Genomic DNA, 21,411 nt, shown 5'->3' with positions numbered 1-21,411 from the left:
TTTCTGGCTAGACGGCGGCCAGGGTGTTGGTCAGGGCCTTGATGATCGCCTCGGTGACGTCGTCGGTGTTGGCGTTCCCTCCGACGTCGCGGGTCAGGTGGCCTGCGCCCGTGGCAGCTTCGATGGCGGCTTCAACCTTGCGTGCTTCCTCGTGGAGGCCGAAGTGGTCCAGCATCAGGGCGGCGGAGGCGATGGCCCCGATGGGGTTGCTGATGCCCTGTCCGGCGATGTCCGGAGCCGAACCGTGGACCGGTTCAAACATGGACGGGAAGCGGCGCTCCGGGTTCAGGTTGGCGCTGGCGGCCAGGCCGAGGCTGCCGGCAAGCGCGGAGCCCAGGTCCGAGAGGATGTCGGCGTTCAGGTTGGACGCCACCACGACGGACAGATCCTCGGGCTTGAGGATGAACTTGGCGCTCATGGCGTCCACGAGGACGCTTTCTGTCTGCACGTCCGGGTAGTCCAGGGCCACGCGGTTGAAGACTTCATCCCAGAGGACCATGCCGTACTGCTGGGCGTTGGACTTGGTGACGGAGGAAACCTTCTTCACGGTGCGGGTCCGGGCCAGGTCGAACGCGAAACGCATGATGCGCTCACAGCCCTTTTCGGTGAACAGCGCGGTCTGCAGGGCGACCTCGTTGCCGGGGCCGCGGCCGCTCAGGTTCCGGCCACCGAGGCCGGCATATTCGCCTTCGCTGTTTTCGCGGACAACAACCCAGTCGAGTTCTGTGTTGTCGGCCTTGCGCAGCGGGGACTGGACGCCGGGAAGGAACTTCACCGGGCGGATGTTGGCCCACTGGTCGAAGTTCTGGGTGATGTTCAGGCGCAGGCCCCAGAGGCTGATGTGGTCCGGGACGTTCTCCCAGCCGACGGCGCCGAAGTAGATCGCGTCGAAGTCCTTCAGCGTCTCCAGGCCATCGTCAGCCATCATCTTGCCGGTCTCTGCGTAGTAGCCGCAGCCCCAGGGGAACTCGGTCCAGTCGAACGCGAACTTGCCGTTGGAGTTTGCTGCCAGGGCGTCCAGGACGCGCTGTCCTGCGGAAACAACTTCCTTGCCGACGCCGTCAGCGGGGATGGATGCGATGCGGAAATTCTGGGTGGCGCTCATGTGCCTACCTCCTCGTTGAGTATTTAGCAGTGAGCCTGTTAGCGGGGTCACACTGTTCTTCCTCTTCAAGTAGAGGCCACGACACAGGAGCACGTCCAAGACTAAGATCCAATGCGGCAGATAGGAAGAACCTATTGATCCTCGGGTGCTGGTTCGAGATCACCTGCAGCTGCGTGCAATTCCGCGACTTTCAGGAAGGCGCGGGCGGCCGGCGTCAAGTCTTCTTTTCGGCTCAGTATCGCCACGTCCAAGTGGGAAACCGGTTCGATCAACAAAGTCCGCAGCCCGGCTTTATGAGCGGTCGGAGCCCAGGATGAAGGCATGACCGCGTGGCCCACGCCCGCGAGCACCAGGGGAAGGATGGACGTGCGGTGTGCGACCTCGGCGACAATTTCGGTGTTGACCCCGTGGGCCAACGCGTCATCGACAAGCCACCTCATGAGGGATCCGCGCTGGCTGGCGATCAACCGGTGGCCGCCCAGGTCTTCGCGTTGTATCGACGTTCCAGGGCGGAAGGTGTCCGCCTGCGGGTTGACGATAAGAATCAGTGGCTGGCGTTCCAATGCAAGGACCTGGACCCCTGGAACACGGACAGGCGTGCGGGAGCCCGCCAATCCGATCTCCGTGCTGCCGGACCGGACGGAGTCGATCACTTCTTCAGGAGTAAAGGCTGCGCTGACATTCAGCCGTACGGAAGGGTGCAGCCTGGTGAATCCGGCGATCATGGACGTTAGCGGCTCGATGCCTGGGGACGGCATTGTGATGATGTCCAGGCGTCCGCTGCGTATCCCGCGAAGCGCCTGAACCGCGGACTGAGCGGCGTCGAGATCGCGCATCACCAACCGGGCCGGCCCGACGAGTTCCTTGCCCGCTTCGCTCAAGACGGCGCGGCGGCCGATGCGGTGGAACAACGGGACCCCCAGGTCCTTCTCAAGACTCGCGATGGTCTGTGACAATGACGGCTGCGCGATCAGCAAGTGCTCGGCCGCCCGGTTAAACCCGTCGTGGTCAACTACGGCCAGGAAATACTTCAGCTTTCGCGTATCCACGCAGCGTCCTCACTGGTTGATCTTGGTTTAGGCGGCAATCACCGCGCTTCAAAGAACATGAGCTTAGACCAACGCCTAAATAGCCTAGGCCTATCAAGCCTATTGCTTCTAGATCTTGGACGTACTTCCAAACAACCGACTCTAATGAATGAGTACGCCACAGCTCCGGGAGCAGACAGCCCTGCCGCAGGTTCCACTGCCGGCTGCCCACGGTTCAAATGGCCGCCATCCACGTCCTGAAATGAACGCACAGGATTGAACCAAGCTTGATCTCCAGCGAAGGCCATCACATGTACATCTCGAATCCCCGCGCTTCTCACCCGACCCTTTCCAACTGCCTTCGCATCGAAGTAGACAGCTGGCACCAACTGGCTCCCGGCAATTCCGTTGTGCTGCTGACGTCAGATAGGCGTAACCCCCGGATTGCAGGGCGTGTTGACGAAATTTCTGGTGACGGCCACTATTTGTGGCTGATCCAGGACAACGGCGCCGGGCGCCGCTTATTTCACCGGCCTGAGGGATACACGACATTCTTGGATTCTGAGGAATGATGCATTCCTGGTGATGACCCAGAGGGACACGTGCAGATCTGTTCCGTCCCTGGATTCACAGCTGACAGGCCGCCATCGCCGAGAACACCAACCCATTTGCGGCGTTTCAGGCACCTCCTGGGACGTACGTTGCTTCGGGACCACGAGAACCAGATTTCGATAGGCGTGAAGCGCCCCAAGCGTGTTGAGATTGGTTTTTCCTATCGGACAAGTAGGAAATCCGTCTTGGACGTGATTCGCGTCACGGGAGCACAGTGGGTTCAACCCCAATGACGAAAGGACGACGATGTCCAGCAAACTAACGGCATCTTCACCATCACCGGGCACCTCCTCAGCCCCAAGGACCGATGTTCGCGCCGCCCTTCTGGGCGGGAAGACCTTCAGAAGCCTAAGTGAGCAGAAGCTCTCTCCCCGGGAAGAAAAATTCGAACGGGCCCGACAAACACTGGGCTTCTTTCTCGCACCGGCAGTGTCCATCATTTTTGCGCTTCTCCCCACCGGCATGGAACACACCCAACAATTACTAGCAGCGGTCCTGCTGGGTGTCATCATCCTGTGGATCTGCGAACCGGTACCCATCCCAGTGGGTGGACTCATCGGTGTTGCTGCTGTCGTCCTACTCGGCGTGGCACCAGCCAATGAGGTGCTGCGCCCCTTTGGCTCGACAACCATCTTCACCTTCATCGGCGCCTTCATCCTCGCTGCGGCCATGCTCAAACACGGCATCGCCCAACGGCTGGCATTCGCCGTTCTGTCCATTCCCGGTGTCGCCAAGTCCACCTACCGCGTCATCATCGCCTTCGGCCTAATCACCTGCGTCCTCTCCGCGTTCGTTTCAAACACAGCCACCGTGGCCATGCTGATGCCCACCGCCCTAGGCATCCTGGCCGTCATCGCAAAACTTATGCAGGACCGCGGTGTCGTCAAGGCAGACTTCGACCCGCTGCGCCTCCGCGTGGGCGCAGCCCTGATGCTGATGCTCGCCTACGGCGCCAGCGTAGGTGGCCTCCTGACACCGGTAGGAGCGCCCCCGAACCTCATCGGCCGCGGCCTCATCGAGGAAGCAACCGGCACCAAGATTTCCTTCGTTCAATGGACAGCCACAGTGGCCCCAGTCTGCGCAGCAATGTTCGTCGTGCTGGCGCTCATCATGTTCCTTTTGAACAAGCCGGAAATCCGCCGCATCGAAGGCGTGGACAAATTCATCCGCGAGCAAAAGGCCGAACAGGGAAAGATGTCCCGGGCCGAAATCAACACCCTCATCGCCTTCGGCCTGACCGTCACGCTGTGGCTCCTTCCGGCAATCGCCAGCCTCATCACCGGCCCGGACTCCGAGCTCTATGCGTTCCTGGACGACCGCCTGGACGAAGGCATCGTTGCCGTGATCGGCGCATCCCTGCTCTTCATCCTTCCAACCAACTGGAAGGAACGCCGCGCGACCATGACCTGGTCCGACGCCGCCAAGATCGACTGGGGAACCATCATCCTCTTCGGTACGGGCATCATCTTCGGCGCCCTCCTTTCGGCCACCGGCCTCGCCCAAACGATCGGCAACGCAGCCGCTCAGAACCTTGGCGTCACCAACATCGTGGCGATCACCGCATTCGCGGCAATCTTGGCAATCCTCATCTCGGAGACAACCAGCAATACCGCATCCGCGGCCGTCGTTGTCCCCATCGTCATACCGTTGTGTGTCGCCATGGGAGTGGACCCCCTCGTTCCTGCGTTGGCAGCAACGTTCGCCGCCTCGTTCGGGTTCATGCTGCCGGTCTCAACGCCGCAGAATGCCATCGTCTACGGCTCCGGCGCCGTTCCCATCACCCGCATGGTCCGCACCGGATTCACCTTCGATATCCTCGGCGCAATCCTCATCATCAGCATCGTCCCGATCATGGTCGGTATCACGGGCATCGGCAGATAGCACAACTCAACCATTCGGGGCAGGGTCCATAGCCAAATCCACGGCTATGGACCCTGCGTCTTGTCTCGGACTGATGCCAGAGCGACCTACGGAAACCGTCAAAACAAGAGTCCTCGAAACGCCTGTCTTAGAAAGCAAAAGCTTTTCGAGACACTGTCCGGGGTGTCGGGAGGGGACGGCGGCGGACTGGGAAAACCGGGCTGGCTGATGTCCCGGAAACACGTCTCACCGTAAATCGTCTCAGTGCACGCCCGTGATGGGCTTTTTGAGTCAGAATGGCCTGATGAGGCAATTGGGCTACACACGGGTGAGTACTTCGAACCAGGATGCCCAGCTGCAGCTCGACGCTCTGCTCTCCGTCGGTGTGCAAAAGCGCGACGTCTTCGCCGACGTGACCTCGGGAAGTAAGACGGCGATCGAACGGCCCGGGATGAAGAGGCTCCTCGAGTACGCCGAGGAGGGCGACACCGTTGTTGTGTGGCGGGTCGATCGGTTGGGCCGGTCATTGATCGACGTGCTGAACACCGTGAACCTGCTGCGCGAACGCGGCGTCCAGGTCCGATCCATCTCCGACGGTATCGACCCGGCGACCTCGACAGGTCGGTTGATGCTGAACATGCTCGCCACCTTGGCCGAATATGAGCGCGAGCTGATCGTCGAGCGGGTCAATGCCGGCATTGCCGCCGCCAGGCAGAACGGAACGCGCTTTGGCCGCCCGCTGACGGATCCGGTTGTCATCGCGGACAAGCTGGCGATCGCGCAGGACGCCCGGGCGAAGGGACGCACCGCCGAAGACGCCGCCCGTCTCGTTGGATGGAGCCGCGCCACTCTCTACCGCCACCAGCAAGCCCTCGCCGCCCGCGAGAGCACCAGAACGTAGGTAATCCTGAACGGCGATGAGCGCTGGAAAGTCCTTCGACTTCACGTCGAGGACCAGATCCCGCTTGCCGCCCTCGCCCGCGAAACCGGAATCAGCACCCGCACTCTTCAACGCTGGCTCCGGCTCTACCGGGCGGGTGGTGCGAGTGCTCTCGACTTGGGACCGCGGGCCGATGCCGGCACGCGGCGCATAGACCCCGGATTGGTTAGGTTTATCGAGGGACTTGCACTGGCGAAGCCCCGCCCGAGCATGGCAACGCTGCACAGACTCGCCGCGGCCGAAGCGGGCAGACAAGGCGCCCAGGCGCCGAGCTACTCCGTCGTCCGCAAGATCGTCCAGGCACTGGACCCAGCCCTGGTGACCCTGGCTCTCGAAGGTCCCGCATCCTACCGGGACCGGCATGAACTTGTCCTTCGACGCCGCGCCGACCGACCAAACCAAATCTGGCAAGCGGACCACACCCAACTCGACATCCTCATCAACGGCGCCAACGGCAAACCCGACCGACCCTGGCTGACGACAGTGATGGACGATTACTCCCGAGCGCTCTGCGGTTACACCGTCTTCACCGGCGCGCCCTCAGCGCTGAACACGGCCCTCGCCCTCCGGCAGGCCATCTGGCGCAAGAGTGATCCCAGCTGGGCAATGTGCGGGCTGCCCGACATCCTGCACGTGGATCACGGCTCCGACTTCACCAGCCACCACCTCGAACGCACCGCCATCGAGCTGCACATCCGCATCATCCACTCGACCATTGGCCGCCCCCAGGGCAGAGGAAAGATCGAACGGTTCTTCGGGACCATCAACACCGAAGTTCTCTCCACCCTCCCCGGACACCTTGGGCCCGGGAACAGGAAACCACGCCCCACGCTCGACCTCCCCGGACTGGATCGCGCCATCAGAGGCTTCGTCGCCGCCTACAACGACCGGCCCCACAGCGAACTTGGTATCTCACCACGGGATGCTTGGGTCGCCGACGGTTGGCTTCCCCGGATGCCCGAAAGTCTGGAGGACCTCGACGGGCTACTCCTGACAGTTCCAAAGAACCGGACCGTGCAACGCGACGGCATCCACTTTCAAGGCCAGCGCTACCTCTCACCCACGCTGGCGCCCTTCGTGGGGCAAACCATCACCATCCGCTACGACCCCCGGGACATCTCCGAAATCCGCGTCTACGACCACGACACCTTCGTCTGCGTCGCCATCGATGAAGACCACCCCAACCTTCGCCTGAGCCTGCGGGACATCGAGGCCGCACGCAGAGCACGCCGGAAAGAACTGCGCCGCACCATCAACGACCGCATCCCAACAGTCACCAGCCGTGACGAACCGCACATTACTGAACCAGTACGGCGCCGGCGCCGACTGCGCACCTACGAAGAGGACGAATGATGAACCCCACCTTCATCGTCACCAAGGAGCACCGACGCTTCACCGAGTTCGCCAACGCAGTCCGCAAAGAACGAACAATAGGGATCTGCCACGGTGACGCCGGGGTGGGCAAAACACTCTCCGCGCGCCGCTACGCAAACTGGGATGACCTTGAGCCCTACATCACCGAATGGGGACCACGCGGCGACCAGGACGAAAAGCACTACACCCTCGCCAACCGCTCCCGGACCGTGTTCTACACCCCGGACGTTCTCTGCCGTCCCAAAACACTTATGGAGGACATACACCGGTACCAGGTGAGAATCGGCTCGTGCATTGACGAACACCTGCACAAACTCGATACCGCACCACGCTCAATGAACAGAGTCACCACGCTCGTGGAGCTGCTCATCATCGATGAAGCCGAACGCCTCAACGCGACAGCCCTCGAACTCCTCCGTGACAAACACGACCGAACCCACCTGCCGATGATCCTCATCGGCATGCCCGGCATCGACCAACGATTCCGGCACTACCCCCAGCTATACAGCCGCCTCGGCTTCTCCCACCGATACCGCTCCCTCGGCAGAGACGAACTCCTCTTCGTTCTGGACCGACACTGGAAACGCCTCGGACGGACCCTCGACCCGGACGACTTCACCGACGCCCAGGCAATCGCCGCAGTAGAACGCATCACCCGAGGCAACTTCCGTCTCCTCGAACGGCTATTCCCCCAGATCACCCGCGTCCTCAAGATCAACCAGCTCGAAACCATCACCGACGACGTCGTCGAAGCAGCAGCAAGCATTCTCGTCATCGGCAACTAGCGACACAGAGCGAAAACACAACGCCGCCACCTAACGGACAAGTCCACAGACGACGACCGAGCAGCCCACGCCCCGTTCTCACAAATAGTTCTCGAAACGGTACAGTCGAACTAAGACCCCGAACCGAGTTTTGAGAAGAGAACACCCATGGCCACGCACCGCATCGGCTACGCCCGGGTCTCCACCCGGGACCAAAACCTGGACCTGCAGGTCGAAGCCCTGAAGAAGGCCGGATGCGACAAGATCTACAAAGACACCATCAGCGGCACCAAGTCCCAACGCCCCGGCCTCGACCAGGCGCTGGACAACCTGCGCAACGGTGACACCCTGGTGGTGTGGAAGCTGGACCGCCTGGGCCGGAGCGTGAAAGACCTCTTGGACTTCGCCGGCGGACTGAACGACCGCGGCCTAGGATTCGTCAGCCTCACCGATGCCATCGACACCACAACGGTCTCCGGACGCTTCTTTTTCAACGTCATGGCTTCCCTGGCCCAGATGGAACGGGAACTCATGGTCGAACGCACACAGGCCGGCCTGCAGGCCGCACGCCAACAAGGCCGGGTCGGCGGCCGTAAACGCATCATGACAGATGCCAAGATCCGCTCAGCCCACAAACTCCTCAAGCAGGGAACACCGCCCCGGGAGGTCGCCGACACCCTAGGAGTCTCCGTGCCCACCCTCTACCGATGGGTCCCGGCAACAGGCGCGACCAAGGCTCCAAAGAAGTAGTTGCTGCAGGCTGGTGCAGGCGGCTTCGGAAAAGATGACGGTTGGTGCAGAGGACTATTGAGCAGGATGCAGTCTTGTGCAGGGCACTTCTGACGTTTCAATATCCATACTCGTCTGAACAACCCCCGGAATTCCGCGGGCGCTTGTGCAGTCGTCTTGTGAAAATGACAGGGGGAGTGTGCCGCTGGGAGCGTCCCAACAACAAGGAAGTGGGACGCGCCAAATCGTGCCTTTAGAGGGGTTCGCCATATTCTCTTGACCATGGCGAATCATAGGCGTGAGCTGGTCAGTCGACGTGCACGCGAAGCTGTTCGGGATTTTATGAGCGACACGACGTTGCGTGAGATCGACGAGCTCTGGCAGGACGAACTTTTTGCGCCTGTATTTGAAGATCCGGAGCCAGTTGGCGGTCAGCGAGTTACTCACTTCCAGGGCTATCTAGATCAGGTTGATTGGGCTGACCCGTCGCAAGTGGCACGTGCGCTCAGAGTCTTTGAAGCGGCGCTTTCCGGGTTGTTCGATCCGACCAATGAATATCGACCAGGAGCCGGGCGTATCGAGCGCCTGCGGCGTCTTTTTAGACGGGACGGCTATGAGTGGACTGATGAGGGAAAAATTGTTGGCGGGCCTGAAGCTGTTGTGGTCGAGGATCCACTTCTGGCCGGCATTACGGATCCGGCAGTCATTTTGGAACACCTTGATCGGATAAGCCGGGCAGTTAGGCATGGTGACCCTGCCCAAGCCATAGGTTCTGCAAAAGAACTTATTGAGAGCACAGCCAAACTTGTCCTGCGGGAACGAGGGGAAGTGCTGTCGGGGCGTGAAGAAGTGCCGGACCTTGTACGGCGTGCACAGGAGGCTCTAAGTGTGCATCCGACACAGGCTGGGGGGCCAGATGCAGCTCCGTCAGTGCGCCGCATTCTCGGGGCGGCGAGCACAGTTGCGATCGGAGTCGCGGAGCTAAGAAACGCTGGCTACGGGACAGGCCACGGGCACGACGCAGTACGGAGTGGTCTCGGTGCTCGTCACGCACGCTTGGCGGTCAACGCAGCGAAGCTTTGGTGTGAATTCATCCTCGACACCTTGTCTGACGAAAGGGCGCCTTGGCGTGTCAACGAAAACGGTCATGAACAACCGAGATAAGCCAGCCACCGAGGCAGGGCCTCATATCGAGCCCGGGTGTTGTTAAAGGCACTTAGCGGGGCCGGGGGACCAAATGGTTAGCCCTGGGGATGAATGGTGTGTTGCTGAGGCCGGCCGTATGAGTGGCATTGGACCGGACGGAGTAGTGAGCAACGCCGGCTTGTTCAGCTGGTCCGGGACTTGGCCGCTTGTGCTGACATCCTTAGCCATTGGCGTAGCCGTGTGGCAGCCTTTGGTCTCTTTAGCGCTGGTGGCGGCGCTATTAGGTCCCACTTCTAAGAAAGTGGGCCACCCGTTGAATGCCGAGCTGCAAAAGGGGTTTGACGCGGCCGCTGTCGGTCCTGGCAATTAGGGTCAAAACATGTACAACACCACAGGGCTGTTCAGTAAGGACGTCAAAGATCCGAAGACCTCGATCGGCCGATACCTCCGTGCCAACTTTCCAAATTCGAAGCTGCTTCAGGCCGAATATAAGGCTGCAGCAGGTAACGTCGTCGTCGACTCCCTAGGGGCGAATGCAGGAAACGTCGGAACTGCTGTCGACTTGATCGTGCGTCTAATCCTTGAGCCTGACGAGACCCCAGAGTCAGCACTCATCCTTTTTCCCTTTAACGCGATTTACCACGAGGTTGTTAACGAACTGGCGGTCCTCGTTGGTCGGTCGGGCAAAGGTGAGCTAGCCGCTCGCGCTGCCTGGGCTCTCGCTCTTTGTGTTAGTGCGTACCGGGCGGGTGCTGACTGGGCTTCTCTCGTGCCCGACTTAGTCCGTAGCGATGACTTCACTGTGGACAGGATGCTTGAGCAAGCCGATGATGCCGCAGTCACGGAGCTGATTGCGTTGAAGGAGCTCGCCGAAGAACGCCTCATTCCGAAGCTGACAGGTCCACTAAGCCTTGGCCCTACCTTCGATCTCTCGAAGCGCGGTCCTGCCCAACGAATCGCGGCGGAAGCTGATCTCATCGCGGGTGGATTGCTAATTGACATTAAGACCACCCTTGCTCCTAGGAACAAGGCCGGACTTCGTCCAGACGTACTGAAAACCGATAATGTGTATCAGCTTCTTGGCTATGCGCTGCTGGACTACTCAAACCAGTACAACATCGACCGGGTGGGCATCTTCTCGGCTCGCTACGGCACGCTGACCGAGTGGCCACTCGAGCGAGTCACGTCACTCATGTCTGGTAGGGAATTCGATTTCACTGCGGCCCGTCAGGAAGTCTGGGACATGATGCAGAAGGACGCCGCCTAACTAGCTGTAATGTCTCCTAGGTTATGTGCCCCATAACCATGCTCCACAGGACGATATCTGGCTGCTGGGTTGCGTCTGGGGGAGGGGCAGCGGGTTCCGCGTCATAACTCCAAGGAAGTCAATCGGAGCTAGCCTCACTCTAGGCGGTCGGCTTGAGACCGGTGGTGCATGTCTACTGGTCGTAGCTAGTTTCGTGTGAGCTCAGGCTGAAGAATCTTTCGAAGAACGCGCTGAGTTTGGCGATGACGCTCTGTTTTCGCTCGCCATGGCCTCCTGTCCGTGAGAACCGCGAAGTTGGTGGTAGAACATTGGTGATCCCCGTTCCGGTTGTAAGTATCTGTCCGTCGCGGAATGCAGTCTCCATGAAGATACGTGTTTCGTCGGGGCGGAGGTTCTCATCTTCGATGATGGCGTTGAGTTCAGATTCACGTTTGGCAATGATGAACGCTCGCCATTCCTGGTCAATCTCGCCGTCGGCCGAAAGGGAATCAACGAAGTCTTCGATGAGGTCCTTCTTGTTGCGCAGGCTTGGGCTGGCATCGACGGCGCGGGTAATCTCTGCACGGATTTCTTTGTCATCACCGTCGCCGCGTTCGGCGCGGTACTTGTGTACGAGCATGAGGATGTAGTCGACGTTGATTTCGACCTGTTTGATCAGCTCAATCTCGAAGACAATGTCGTCGTTAATCTGTTCCTTTTCGGGGTCCTTGCTCTTGCGAAAATCCGAGTAGAGGTCAAGATACACGCTGCGGTAGTCCTGGTTCTGCCGTTCGCGGAGGATCTCGTTGTCGGTGAATTCATCGAACGAAGTAAGGATGTTCTGCAGACGCAGGATCGCACTGAACAGCGCTATGAATTCCTTTTGAGCGGCCTCCCCGATGATCGGGACTCCCAGCGGGAATGCAGCCAAAAGCTCGGTGACCTTCTCGGCATAGTCGCTGTAGTACTCGTCGTAAGGCTTGAGCAGCACCACCCCGCCCGCGTCCTTGTTACCGAACAACGCGATCGCGTCATTCGTCTGCTCCTCTAGGTCACGGAAGGAGACGATGTTGCCGTAGGTCTTCACGGAGTTCAGGATGCGGTTGGTTCGCGAATAGGCTTGAATCAATCCGTGGGCGCGCAGGTTCTTATCCACGAACAAGGTGTTTAGAGTGGTCGCGTCGAAACCGGTGAGGAACATATTGACAACGATCACCAGATCAATCTCGCGCTGCTTGAGCTTCAGCGACAGGTCCTTGTAATAGTTCTGGAAACGGTCGGCGCTGGTGTCGAACGAAGTGCCGAACGTAGCGTTGTAGTCCTGGATCGCGGTTTCCAGGAACGAGCGGGCATCGGTGCTCAGCGCACTGGTGTCGAAGCCTTCCTCCTCGAGCGCGCCGTCTTCTACGGAGTCGTTCGCGCCATAGGAGAAGATCAGCCCGATCTTGAGTCGGCGATCCGAGGGCAGATTCTTCTGTTGCGACTGGAATTGCTGGTAGTAGGTGCGGGCGGCGTTGATCGATGCGGTGGCGAACAAGGCGTTGAACCCACGCACCCGCTTCTCACCGAGCGTGTAGCCTTCGGCGCGTTTGGTCTTCTGGTCAAAGTGCTCCCGCGTGTATGCCACGATATTGCTGATGCGCTCTGGAGCAAGGAGTGCGGTTTCGGTATCGATCGCGGCGACTTGCTTGTCGACCACGGTGCCAACCTTGACCGTATTGACGTAGTCGATCCGGAAGGGCAACACGTTCTTGTCCGTGATCGCGTCGACAATCGTGTAGGTGTGCAGCTTCTCACCGAACGCCTGCCCGGTCGTCTTCAGATGCGGGTTCCCGCCGCTGCCGGAATTGGTGGCAAAGATCGGGGTGCCCGTGAATCCGAACAGGTTGTACCGCTTGAACGCCTTGGTGATCGCTAAGTGCATGTCACCGAACTGGGACCGATGGCACTCGTCAAAGATGATTACGACGTGGCCGTTGTAGATGTTGTGGCCCTTGTTGGCACCGATGAACGTGGCCAGCTTCTGGATCGTCGTGATGATGATCCGAGCACCCGGATCCTCTAGCTGTTTCTTCAGCACCGCGGTGGAGGTGTTCGAGTTCGCAGCGCCCTTTTCGAACCGGTCGTACTCTCTCATGGTCTGGTAATCGAGGTCCTTGCGATCTACGACGAACAGCACTTTGTCGACTGATGGGAGCTTCGAGGCGAGCTGGGCCGCCTTGAACGACGTCAGCGTTTTGCCTGACCCTGTCGTATGCCACACATACCCGCTTCCGGCGATCGTGCCGAGCTGCTTGTAGTTCGTGGAGATCTCGATCTTCTGCATGATCTTCTCGGTCGCGACGATTTGGTACGGGCGCATGACTAGCAGCATCTTGTCGGCGGTCAGCACGCAGTACCTAGTAAGGATGTTTAGGAGTGCGTGCTTTGCAAAGAACGTCTTCGCAAACGCGGAAAGATCGGTGATCGGCTTGTTCTGGGCATCCGACCACCAAGACGTGAACTCAAAGGAGTTGGAAGTCTTCCTAACCCTTTTGGCGCCGGCCGTTTCACTGAGGTGCTGGCGCCGCGTTGTGTTGGAGTAGTACTTCGTCAACGTGCCGTTGGAGATTACGAACAACTGCACGAATTCGAAGAGCCCAGAGCCTGCCCAAAAGCTATCACGCTGGTATCGGTCGATCTGGTTGAACGCTTCGCGGATATCCACCCCTCGACGTTTGAGCTCGACGTGCACCATCGGCAACCCGTTTACTAGCACCGTCACGTCGTACCGGTTCGCGTAATTCCCGCCACCATCGCCCTGAGGGGTCTCGTATTGATTGATAACCTGCAGGCGGTTGTTGTGGATGTTTTGTTTGTCAATCAGAGTGATGTTCTTCACCGACCCGTCATCGCGTCTCAGCAGCTGAACGTGGTCTTCCTGGATCCTCGCCGTCTTTTCGGCGATGCCGTCATTGGCGCCAGCCACCCGTTCACTGAAGAACCGTTTCCACTCACCATCGGAGAAAGCGATGCTGTTCAAAGCCTCAAGCTGGGCACGCAGATTAGCGACCAGTTGCGTATCGGAGGTAATCGGCAGATACTCATACGCTTGCGACTGCAACAACCGTATGAACTCACGCTCAAGGTCCACCTCTGACTGATATGAAGCCCCGTTCTTCGCCTCCGGCACATACTCCGCGACGACCGTGCTCTCACTCGAGACAGCAATAGGATCATATTTCCACGGAGTCGCTTCACTCATGCAACTGCCTCCTTGAACGTCAACAGACGGTCACGGTAGTGTTCATGCTGCTTCCGGCGGGCCGTCAGTTCGTCGCGCAGAGCCAATTCGAGAGCACTGACGGTTCCAACTACTCGGATCATCTCGCGCTGGACGGAAATTGACGGCAATGCGACCTGGAATGATTCGAACTGCTCCTCTTTCCAGCGTCGGCGACTCTTAGTTGAGCCACGTTCGACCCCCGTGACTTCTGCAGCTATCCGCTTTAGTGTGTACTCGTCCTGAAAATACAACAGCAACCATTCAGGCATTACGCGTGAGCTGTCGAGCTCGTACACTGGAAATTCGTTTGAAACGACTCCATTTGCGAGTTCCGGAGGGACAACCGCGAATGATCCCTCGGTAACGAACATTCGGTTATAGATGAAATGACCTGGTTTCACCCCATAGAGTGTCGTCCCCTTTATCACGCTGCCGAGTCTAGGCTCGCGCGCGAGAACGCCTTCGCCGTACCACTTCACGCCGAGGCTCGTGTATGTCGTGTCAGCCTGAACCCGTATTGGTTCAACATACTGAGATGCCACATCGCCGAGCCGAATATGCTCGACGCAGCTTGAAGAAAGATCCTTAATATTTGCTGCCCCAGGTAGAGTGCGAGCGAACGCAAGCCGTTGAAGCCGGCGGGCGATGATTTCCGCATCCAGCTCCGCTTCTAGCTGGGTAAATTGATCTAGTACTCGCACGATCTCGCGTTGTACCGGAAGAGGTGGCATCGGGATTCGCACCTTCAAAAAGCGACCCTTCGATATGTTGATCCGAGTCACCCCGTTTGCCGTCGCTCTAATCTGCTTCCGGATAGCTTCACTTCGAAAGAGATGCTTACTGAAATCCGGAAGAAGAAGTCCCGGATTATTAAGGCGTAGAGCGAAGCAGAAGCTGTTCAGATATAGGGGCTCGGTCGGTTCGGATGTCACCACAGAGGACATCCCAACTTCACTAACGGATTCTGACGAACCAGTGATTACGATGTCGCCCTCAACCAGACGATTTTGTCTTTCTCCTGGTTGAACCACAACGAAGTCAGGGGCTCGCTGATCGACAGCAGGGTTCGCAAATGCATTCTTATACGAAACGTAGCGAGCACTGCCGCCCGAAAAGTCTGTTTTCGTCTTGCCAGACAACCCCGCCACTGTCTCCGCCACATCGCCAAGCGCAAAGAACTCGACACCGTTTGGACAGTGCTCGGCGATCAACTTGTCTATGCGGCTCAACTCGCACCCTCGAGGTCAGCGACGATCTCGTCAATAGAGATGCGGAGTACTTTCTGGCGGGCAACGATGCGGGCAATCTCGGCGTTGAGGTCGGTGATGTCGATGATTTCACGTGTGTCTTCAGCTGCAACATAGGAGGTCACGGCGAGGTTGTAGGCGTTTGCAGCGATGTCTTCGTTCGACACAAGTTTCGCAAAGTGTTCAGCATCTGCACGGGTGGTGAAGGCGTCGAGGATCGCCCTTTGATGAGTTTTGGTGAGCTTGTTCTTGTTGCCAACGCGCGTGATCTTGGCCGATGCATCGACGAAGAGCACGGCGTTATCGGTTTTGGATTTTTTGAGCACGACAATGCAAGTCGCGATCGTGGTTCCAAAGAACAAATCCGGCGGGAGCTGGATGACGGCGTCGACGTAATTGTTGTCGATCAGGTATTTACGTATCTTCGCTTCAGCCCCTGCGCGATATAGGACGCCAGGGAATTCGACAATGGCTGCGGTGCCGTTGACAGCCAGCCATGACAGGATGTGCATTGTGAAGGCGAGGTCGGCCTTTGACTTTGGCGCGAGCACGCCAGCAGGGGCGAATCGGGGGTCGTTGATGAGCAGAGGATTTGCGTCGCCGTCCCATCTGATTGAGTAGGGCGGGTTAGACACGATTGCCTCAAAAGGCTCATCGTCCCAATGCGCGGGGTCGATCAGGGTGTCGCCGTGGGCGAGGTTGAACTTCTCGTAGTTCACGTCGTGGAGGAACATGTTGATGCGGGCGAGGTTGTACGTGTTCAAGTTGATTTCCTGGCCGAAGAAGCCTTGGCGCACATTGCCCTTGCCAAGTATTTTGTCGAACTTCAGCAGGAGGGAACCCGACCCGACCGCCGGGTCGTAAACCTTGTTTACCTGGGTTTTACCGACCACTGTGATGCGGGCCAGGAGTTCGGAGACTTCCTGGGGTGTGTAGTATTCGCCGCCAGACTTGCCGGCGCTGGAGGCATACATCTGCATGAGGTACTCGTATGCGTCGCCGAACAGGTCGATTGAGTTGTCTTCGAAGTTTCCCAGTGGCAGGTCACCGATCGCGTCAAGAAGTTTCACGAGTTTCTCGTTGCGCTTAGCAACCGTGCTGCCGAGCTTGGAGCTGTTGACGTCGAGGTCGTCGAACAGGCCCTTGAGGTCGTCTTCGCTGCCGGCGCCGACGGCTGATCCTTCGATGTTCTTAAAAACTCGAGCGAGCGTTTCGTTCAGGTCCGCGTCGTGCGGGGCGCTTTTGCGGACGTTCTGGAAGAGCTCGGAGGGAAGAATATAGAAGCCCTTTTCCGCGACAGTCTCGGTGCGGCCGAACTCAGCCTGGGCGTCGGCCAGCGCGGCGTAGTTGAAGTCGCGGTCACCCGCCTTGTGTTCCCCCGTGTTGATGTATGAGGTGAGGTTCTCCGAGATAAACCGGTAGAAGAGCATGCCGAGCACGTAGCTTTTGAAGTCCCACCCGTCGACCGACCCTCTGAGGTCGTTCGCGATGCGCCAGATTGTTTTGTGCAGCTCGGCGCGCTGTCCTTCTTTGGTGGTGGGGGCCATATCTCGTCTCCTGCGCTGCTGCGCGCGATTAGTTCATGCTTGGGTTCAACGCCTCAGGATATCGGTGACCTCTCACCATGGCGCATTCCCGCGCCCGGTCTAATGCGCAGCCGTGATGAAGCGAACGTTCGGTCCATCCCCACCTCGGAGTATCTCCTAAGCAACCCCTCCTGGTGGGCATCCCCGCGAACGTAGGACGGCTCATACTCTCTGGAATCGCTAGGAGGGTAAGGGCCTGAAAGCGGCTGCGCCGGTGCTCGTGCCGTCGTGATAAGGGGTCGTTTTGAAAGCGACAGGTACCGCCGGACACTGGTGCGAGGAAGTCTCAAGGTATCCGTCGCCTTAACTTCTCTTCCACGAAATATGCTGTCCCCGACGGGGTGATTGCCCCTGTAACCGTTAACAGGGGAAGAGATGATGGCCAACACCCACCTCCGGGTTCTTCAAAAGTTCGATGAAGAGATTGAGCAGGGCAGGCCGTGGCCGCGTCCTCATTGTCGAACTTGCGGAGAAGGGTATGTTTCGTGGGAAGAGCCTGTAACGGCTCGCACTGCGCAATCCATGAAAGACATGCATGAACCTGGCTGGGAGCCCGAATGGATTGCCGGGACGATGCATGTGATCGGGCATTGCGATTACCGCGAATGCAAGCAGACTGTAATCGGGGTTGGGACGTTCAGGGTCGACTATGCCACCTCGAGTTGGGGCAGCGATTATCAGGGAATCCCTTACGCGGAGTTCTACAAAGTTAAGTATTTCAACCCGCCGCTGCCTCTACTCTCGCTGCCTGAGGCCGTGCCCCAAGATGTGCGTGATGCCATCGACCGGGCCGCGCCCATCATTTTCGTTGATCCTAGTTCCGCCGCAACAGTGCTTCGCGCCTCGATAGAGCTGTTCCTCACCAACTGGGGGATACCGGCCTACGACAAAAACGAGAGACGCATTAACCTTCACAAACGAATTGAGCTCTGGAAGGCAGAAACAGGGAACCAGCAAGTGGGGGAACAGCTTCTCGCCATCAAGTGGATCGGAAACTCAGGATCTCACGAAGGGGGACCGCTCAGCGTTCGTGCCGTTGTCGACGGTTTGGAGTTTTTTGAAGCGGCATTCAATGAACTGATAGTTGCCCCTGAACTTAAAGAGCGTGTGCGAGCCGTGAATGAAGCCAAGGGTCGAATATACGCAAAGCCGCCTGGGAGCAGCAATAACTGGTAAGCAGCAAGCCACTGCCCTAGCTGCCGCAGGTCGCGCCACTTTTGCAGGCGGGGCGAGCCCAGCCGGTAGCCCGGTTACGTGGTCCATGGCCCTACGCTACGCAGGGCCGGGCTTAGTTGTCAGTGATGGCTTCCAGCAGCCACTGCTCCGAGAGGGGATCGCGGCGCAGCTCGAAGGTCCGCAGCGGTGAGTTCGAGCCGCCGAGACGAACCTGAACGCGCCAGTGTTCTATGTCTACGACGTTCCCGACTCCTACGGGGACGTTTCGGCGGGTTTCCCACCAGGAGTCCCTGCTGAACCAGTGGACAGGTTCTTCGGTCACAGCCCAGATTTTGCCGTCGTAGCGGACGGCCAGGGGAGTGCCGGCAGTGGTGAATCGGACGTCCACGGGGGTGTTGAGGGTGGGAGCTTCTGGGGTGATGGTCATGTGCTTGTTTTCTTCCTGGGTGGTGCAGAGAGCAGCCGTTTAGGCGGCTTTGACGAGGGGGAGTTCGTCCCAGTGGGTGGTGTATCTGGGGGAGAGCATGTCGCGTTTCATGGTCCAGTCCGGCCCGCCCCGGATCCCGCCGTGGCCCAGGCCGATGGACCCGCGGCCGTACCGGCGCGTGACGTCTTCGAGGAGGGTTCCGATGTGGCGTTCCTCGTGCGGGTTCTCGAACAGTGACAGCGGTGCCTGGTTGCCGGAGGGGCGCAGGTCAGTGACCATGATCCCTGCCCGGGCGTAGCGGACGCCCTCGACAATCCGGGGCAGGAGCGCGTGGCCGGCTTTGGTCAGGATCACCGGGTCGGCCGTGGGCATCGGCAACGGCACACACACCGAAGGGTAGGAGGTGTCGTTGGGCTTGAAGTGCGAGGTACCGGCGAACGCGGTAAGGACCTTGGCCTGCAGCCCGTGTTTGGCCAGCCGTGCCGAGGCTTGCTGCCCGTACACGCTCATGACCTGCCTGATCCCCGCGGCCGTGGTGATGGGTTTCGCAAACGAGCGGGAAAAGATGAGCTGGTCCCGCCCGATCCGTTCCTCTTCCATGGGGATGCAGGGGGTTCCCTGCAGTTCGAGGACGGTGCGCATCATGACCACGTTGAACTTGTCCCGGATCGCGACCGGGTCGGACTGGACCAGGTCGGCGATGGTGAAGATTCCCATCACGTTCAGCCGCCTGGTTAGCCGGCCGGCGATGCCCCACACTTCTTCGACGGACAGCCGGCCCAGCAGGGCCTCCCGTTCCGCGGCGGGGACGGAGTCCCAGTGGCACACCCCGGCGAAGGCCTTGTTGTTCTTTGCCCACTTGTTGGCCAGCTTCGCCAGCGTCTTCGTCGGCGCGATCCCGACGCAGACCGGCACGCCGACGTTCCGTCGGACCGCCGCCTTCATGGACCGGCCCATCGTCAAAAGCTCGGCGGGGGTGCCTTTGACGCCGAGGAAGGCCTCGTCGATGCTGTAGACCTCCAGCCAGGCCGAGTACCGGCCCAGCAGCTCCATCACCCTGGCGCTGATGTCGCCATAAAGTTCGTAGTTGCTGGACAGTGCGACGAGGCCCCATTCCTTGGCCCGGGGGGCGAGCTTGAACCACGGATCGCCCATGCCGATGCCGAGGGCTTTGGCCTCGGGGGAGCGGGTGACCGCGCAGCCGTCGTTGTTGGACAGCACGATCACGGGCTTGCCTTCCAGGGAAGGGTCGAACGCCCGCTCCGCGGAGGCGTAGAAGCAGTTCACGTCCACGTGAGCAATCTGCGGCATGTGCCGCATCAACGCCGGCTTAGACATCCCGGACCGCCGAACAGGTGCCACGTTCCCGTTTAACGGAAAAGCGCGCTTTAGACATGATGCAAACACCTGGTCGCTACACCCCAGATCGTCAGGTCCGACAGGGCAGGAACCTCGATGTCCGGGTACGCCGGGTTTTCCGCCTGCAGCACCACCCCTGTCGGGGTGATCCGCAGCCGCTTGATAGTCAGCTCCCCGTCCAGGACAGCGACCACGACCGCCCCGTCGCGTGGCTCCAGCGCCCGATTCACGATCAGCTCGTCCCCGTCGCTGATCCCGGCGCCGGTCATCGACTCCCCGGATACCCGCACAACGTAGGCGCTGGTGATGTCCTTGATCAGGTGCGCGTTAAGGTCAATCCGGCCATCGAAGTAGTCCTGCGCCGGCGACGGGAACCCCGCCGCCACCGGCACCGGAGAGACCAGCACCGACAACAAGGAAACGCCCGCGTTTATCACACGGGGACCGACAATAACGCCCACAACACACCTTTATTCGAATATATGTTCGAAGGTAATCATACGCCTCGGCACTGACACGCCTCGCCAAAAGGGGCGGGTTATACCCAATGGGGACAGCTTTGAGCTGTGCGGAGGGCTCCACCTGCCCGCCAGTGGGCATAACCCGTTCCCTCAAGCCCTGGGTTCCGCTGCGCTCCACCCAGGAACCGGTCCTGCGCTGCGCTCCGGCCTGCAAAAGCCTTTGTTTTGCCTTACATGTGGCTGGGTTGTTCTCCGTACAAGGCCACTGATCGTAGCCGTCCGGGGGCCCGACCCGTCAACCCACGCTCCCGTCCAGTTCCACGCGGTCGCTGGCGCTCCCTTACTTCGCGGACCTGCCCGTCCGCTCTTCGGGGTTGACGGCCCACCCTCGACCGGCTGGACCAGTGGGGGGGCCTCGCACGGCGGGGCAGGAGGGAGGTGGCTACATGAGCATCGACGAACTGCTCAAGCTCGCGACTTCGGTCGTGAGCCTGGCGACAGCTGTCATCGCTCTGCTTTCCACGCGGAACGCGCTCTTAACGAGCAAACGCTCCCGAGGTGCAACTCGGAAGCGTAAGCGTAAAGCAAGGAAGGTGTAGCTACTGAAAATCCGGTGGTCGTGACCGCAAGGGTTGCGGCCACCGGGCTCCTTCTTAGCCTAGGTTCAACTCACCGATAAGGAAACCCTCATGGAACCACTGACGATCGTGAACTTCGTGCTCTCGCTGGCAGCGCTGGGCGCTTCCATCACCGCCTACCGCGCCATCTCGAAGGTCCGAAAGGACCAGGAAACCTAGACCCGGCGCCGGCCGGGCCGCCTATCCAGGACCGGCACGGCCCTACCCGGCCGGTTCGGTGCCGGGGGTTGTGTCCTCATCCCGTACACCGCGCAGCAAAGCAGCCATACTGCGCACGGCCGCAGGGAATTCTTGCCAAGGTTTGCAGTTACGCGTACAGGCATCCTGCTGCTTACGCCTTCGGCATGCCACAGTGACTGGCTTGTGGGGGAGTTTAGGCCCTGCCGTCACCGGCCAACTGGGGGGAATAGCCGGTGACGGAGGACACTCTCACTTTACGCCCGCTAGG

General features: G+C 59.6%; 16 protein-coding genes. 8 read left to right on the top strand and 8 right to left on the bottom strand.

Annotated elements, in window-relative coordinates:
- Positions 1-7: 7 nt before the first annotated feature.
- Both P2Q66_RS07995 and P2Q66_RS07990 read right to left on the bottom strand, forming a co-directional pair.
- Positions 8-1,105 (bottom strand): tartrate dehydrogenase, encoded by a 1,098-nt coding sequence (locus tag P2Q66_RS07995; RefSeq protein WP_172324478.1) that lies wholly within the window; start codon positions 1,103-1,105, stop codon positions 8-10.
- 131 nt (positions 1,106-1,236) lie between these two features.
- Positions 1,237-2,154 (bottom strand): LysR family transcriptional regulator, encoded by a 918-nt coding sequence (locus tag P2Q66_RS07990; RefSeq protein WP_191036359.1) that lies wholly within the window; start codon positions 2,152-2,154, stop codon positions 1,237-1,239.
- A 1,020-nt stretch (positions 2,155-3,174) separates the two neighbouring features.
- Between P2Q66_RS07990 and P2Q66_RS07985 the strand changes: the two genes are divergently transcribed.
- From P2Q66_RS07985 to P2Q66_RS07955, 7 genes are all read left to right on the top strand, one after another.
- Positions 3,175-4,626, top strand: coding sequence for a DASS family sodium-coupled anion symporter (locus P2Q66_RS07985; RefSeq protein WP_275727045.1), 1,452 nt, complete (start codon positions 3,175-3,177; stop codon positions 4,624-4,626).
- A gap of 283 nt (positions 4,627-4,909) precedes the next feature.
- On the top strand, positions 4,910-5,506 hold the full coding sequence (locus tag P2Q66_RS07980; RefSeq protein ID WP_152275377.1) for a recombinase family protein: 597 nt from the start codon (positions 4,910-4,912) through the stop codon (positions 5,504-5,506).
- Positions 5,507-5,512: 6 nt separating this feature from the next.
- Positions 5,513-6,898: a Mu transposase C-terminal domain-containing protein gene (locus P2Q66_RS07975; RefSeq protein WP_152275376.1), complete on the top strand. Its 1,386-nt coding sequence runs from the start codon at positions 5,513-5,515 to the stop codon at positions 6,896-6,898.
- On the top strand, positions 6,898-7,704 hold the full coding sequence (locus tag P2Q66_RS07970) for an AAA family ATPase (protein WP_275727046.1): 807 nt from the start codon (positions 6,898-6,900) through the stop codon (positions 7,702-7,704). Before P2Q66_RS07975 ends, P2Q66_RS07970 begins: the two co-directional genes overlap by 1 nt.
- Before the next feature lie 147 nt (positions 7,705-7,851).
- Complete coding sequence (locus P2Q66_RS07965) at positions 7,852-8,433, top strand: recombinase family protein (protein WP_275727042.1); 582 nt, start codon at positions 7,852-7,854, stop codon at positions 8,431-8,433.
- A 321-nt stretch (positions 8,434-8,754) separates the two neighbouring features.
- Positions 8,755-9,576 (top strand): abortive infection family protein, encoded by an 822-nt coding sequence (locus P2Q66_RS07960; protein ID WP_275727040.1) that lies wholly within the window; start codon positions 8,755-8,757, stop codon positions 9,574-9,576.
- Positions 9,577-9,937: 361 nt separating this feature from the next.
- A complete protein-coding gene (locus P2Q66_RS07955; RefSeq protein WP_275727038.1) occupies positions 9,938-10,825 on the top strand; it encodes a hypothetical protein in 888 nt (295 codons plus the stop codon).
- A 172-nt stretch (positions 10,826-10,997) separates the two neighbouring features.
- Here P2Q66_RS07955 and P2Q66_RS07950 read toward each other — a convergent pair whose 3' ends face one another.
- From P2Q66_RS07950 to P2Q66_RS07940, 3 genes are read right to left on the bottom strand one after another with little or no spacing between them, the layout of a single operon-like run.
- Positions 10,998-14,048 (bottom strand): type I restriction endonuclease subunit R, encoded by a 3,051-nt coding sequence (locus P2Q66_RS07950; protein ID WP_275727035.1) that lies wholly within the window; start codon positions 14,046-14,048, stop codon positions 10,998-11,000.
- The gene (locus P2Q66_RS07945) at positions 14,045-15,298 is read right to left on the bottom strand and encodes a restriction endonuclease subunit S (protein ID WP_275727031.1); all 1,254 of its coding nucleotides are present in this window, start codon (positions 15,296-15,298) and stop codon (positions 14,045-14,047) included. Before P2Q66_RS07945 ends, P2Q66_RS07950 begins: the two co-directional genes overlap by 4 nt.
- Positions 15,295-16,863 (bottom strand): type I restriction-modification system subunit M, encoded by a 1,569-nt coding sequence (locus tag P2Q66_RS07940; RefSeq protein WP_275727029.1) that lies wholly within the window; start codon positions 16,861-16,863, stop codon positions 15,295-15,297. Before P2Q66_RS07940 ends, P2Q66_RS07945 begins: the two co-directional genes overlap by 4 nt.
- A gap of 414 nt (positions 16,864-17,277) precedes the next feature.
- Between P2Q66_RS07940 and P2Q66_RS07935 the strand changes: the two genes are divergently transcribed.
- Positions 17,278-18,078 (top strand): DUF4145 domain-containing protein, encoded by an 801-nt coding sequence (locus P2Q66_RS07935; RefSeq protein WP_275727027.1) that lies wholly within the window; start codon positions 17,278-17,280, stop codon positions 18,076-18,078.
- Between the two features lie 112 nt (positions 18,079-18,190).
- On the opposite strand, the gene P2Q66_RS07930 is transcribed toward P2Q66_RS07935, so the two are convergent.
- The 3 genes from P2Q66_RS07930 to umuD all read right to left on the bottom strand — a co-directional run bounded on the left by P2Q66_RS07930 (position 18,191) and on the right by umuD (position 20,325).
- Positions 18,191-18,505, bottom strand: a complete 315-nt coding sequence (locus P2Q66_RS07930) for a hypothetical protein (protein WP_275727023.1) — start codon at positions 18,503-18,505, stop codon at positions 18,191-18,193.
- A 39-nt stretch (positions 18,506-18,544) separates the two neighbouring features.
- The gene (locus tag P2Q66_RS07925; protein ID WP_275727021.1) at positions 18,545-19,825 is read right to left on the bottom strand and encodes a Y-family DNA polymerase; all 1,281 of its coding nucleotides are present in this window, start codon (positions 19,823-19,825) and stop codon (positions 18,545-18,547) included.
- A gap of 68 nt (positions 19,826-19,893) precedes the next feature.
- Positions 19,894-20,325 (bottom strand): translesion error-prone DNA polymerase V autoproteolytic subunit, encoded by a 432-nt coding sequence (gene umuD / locus P2Q66_RS07920; RefSeq protein ID WP_275727020.1) that lies wholly within the window; start codon positions 20,323-20,325, stop codon positions 19,894-19,896.
- Positions 20,326-21,411 lie beyond the last annotated feature (1,086 nt).

The sequence above is a fragment of the Arthrobacter sp. Cr_A7 genome (assembly GCF_029222765.1).
GTDB lineage: Bacteria > Actinomycetota > Actinomycetes > Actinomycetales > Micrococcaceae > Arthrobacter.
The sequence above is the reverse complement of the archived record's forward strand: the minus strand, read 5'-3'. Positions and strand labels throughout refer to the sequence as shown.

Bases quoted from the DNA above. Each gene is read 5' to 3' on its own strand.
- P2Q66_RS07995 (WP_172324478.1), bottom strand. From the start codon at position 1,105: ATGAGCGCCACCCAGAATTTCCGCATCGCATCCATCCCCGCTGACGGC.
- P2Q66_RS07980 (WP_152275377.1), top strand. From the start codon at position 4,910: ATGAGGCAATTGGGCTACACACGGGTGAGTACTTCGAACCAGGATGCC.
- P2Q66_RS07970 (WP_275727046.1), top strand. From the start codon at position 6,898: ATGAACCCCACCTTCATCGTCACCAAGGAGCACCGACGCTTCACCGAG.
- P2Q66_RS07965 (WP_275727042.1), top strand. From the start codon at position 7,852: ATGGCCACGCACCGCATCGGCTACGCCCGGGTCTCCACCCGGGACCAA.
- P2Q66_RS07960 (WP_275727040.1), top strand. From the start codon at position 8,755: ATGAGCGACACGACGTTGCGTGAGATCGACGAGCTCTGGCAGGACGAA.
- P2Q66_RS07955 (WP_275727038.1), top strand. From the start codon at position 9,938: ATGTACAACACCACAGGGCTGTTCAGTAAGGACGTCAAAGATCCGAAG.
- P2Q66_RS07950 (WP_275727035.1), bottom strand. From the start codon at position 14,048: ATGAGTGAAGCGACTCCGTGGAAATATGATCCTATTGCTGTCTCGAGT.
- P2Q66_RS07940 (WP_275727029.1), bottom strand. From the start codon at position 16,863: ATGGCCCCCACCACCAAAGAAGGACAGCGCGCCGAGCTGCACAAAACA.
- P2Q66_RS07935 (WP_275727027.1), top strand. From the start codon at position 17,278: ATGATGGCCAACACCCACCTCCGGGTTCTTCAAAAGTTCGATGAAGAG.
- P2Q66_RS07930 (WP_275727023.1), bottom strand. From the start codon at position 18,505: ATGACCATCACCCCAGAAGCTCCCACCCTCAACACCCCCGTGGACGTC.
- P2Q66_RS07925 (WP_275727021.1), bottom strand. From the start codon at position 19,825: ATGCGGCACATGCCGCAGATTGCTCACGTGGACGTGAACTGCTTCTAC.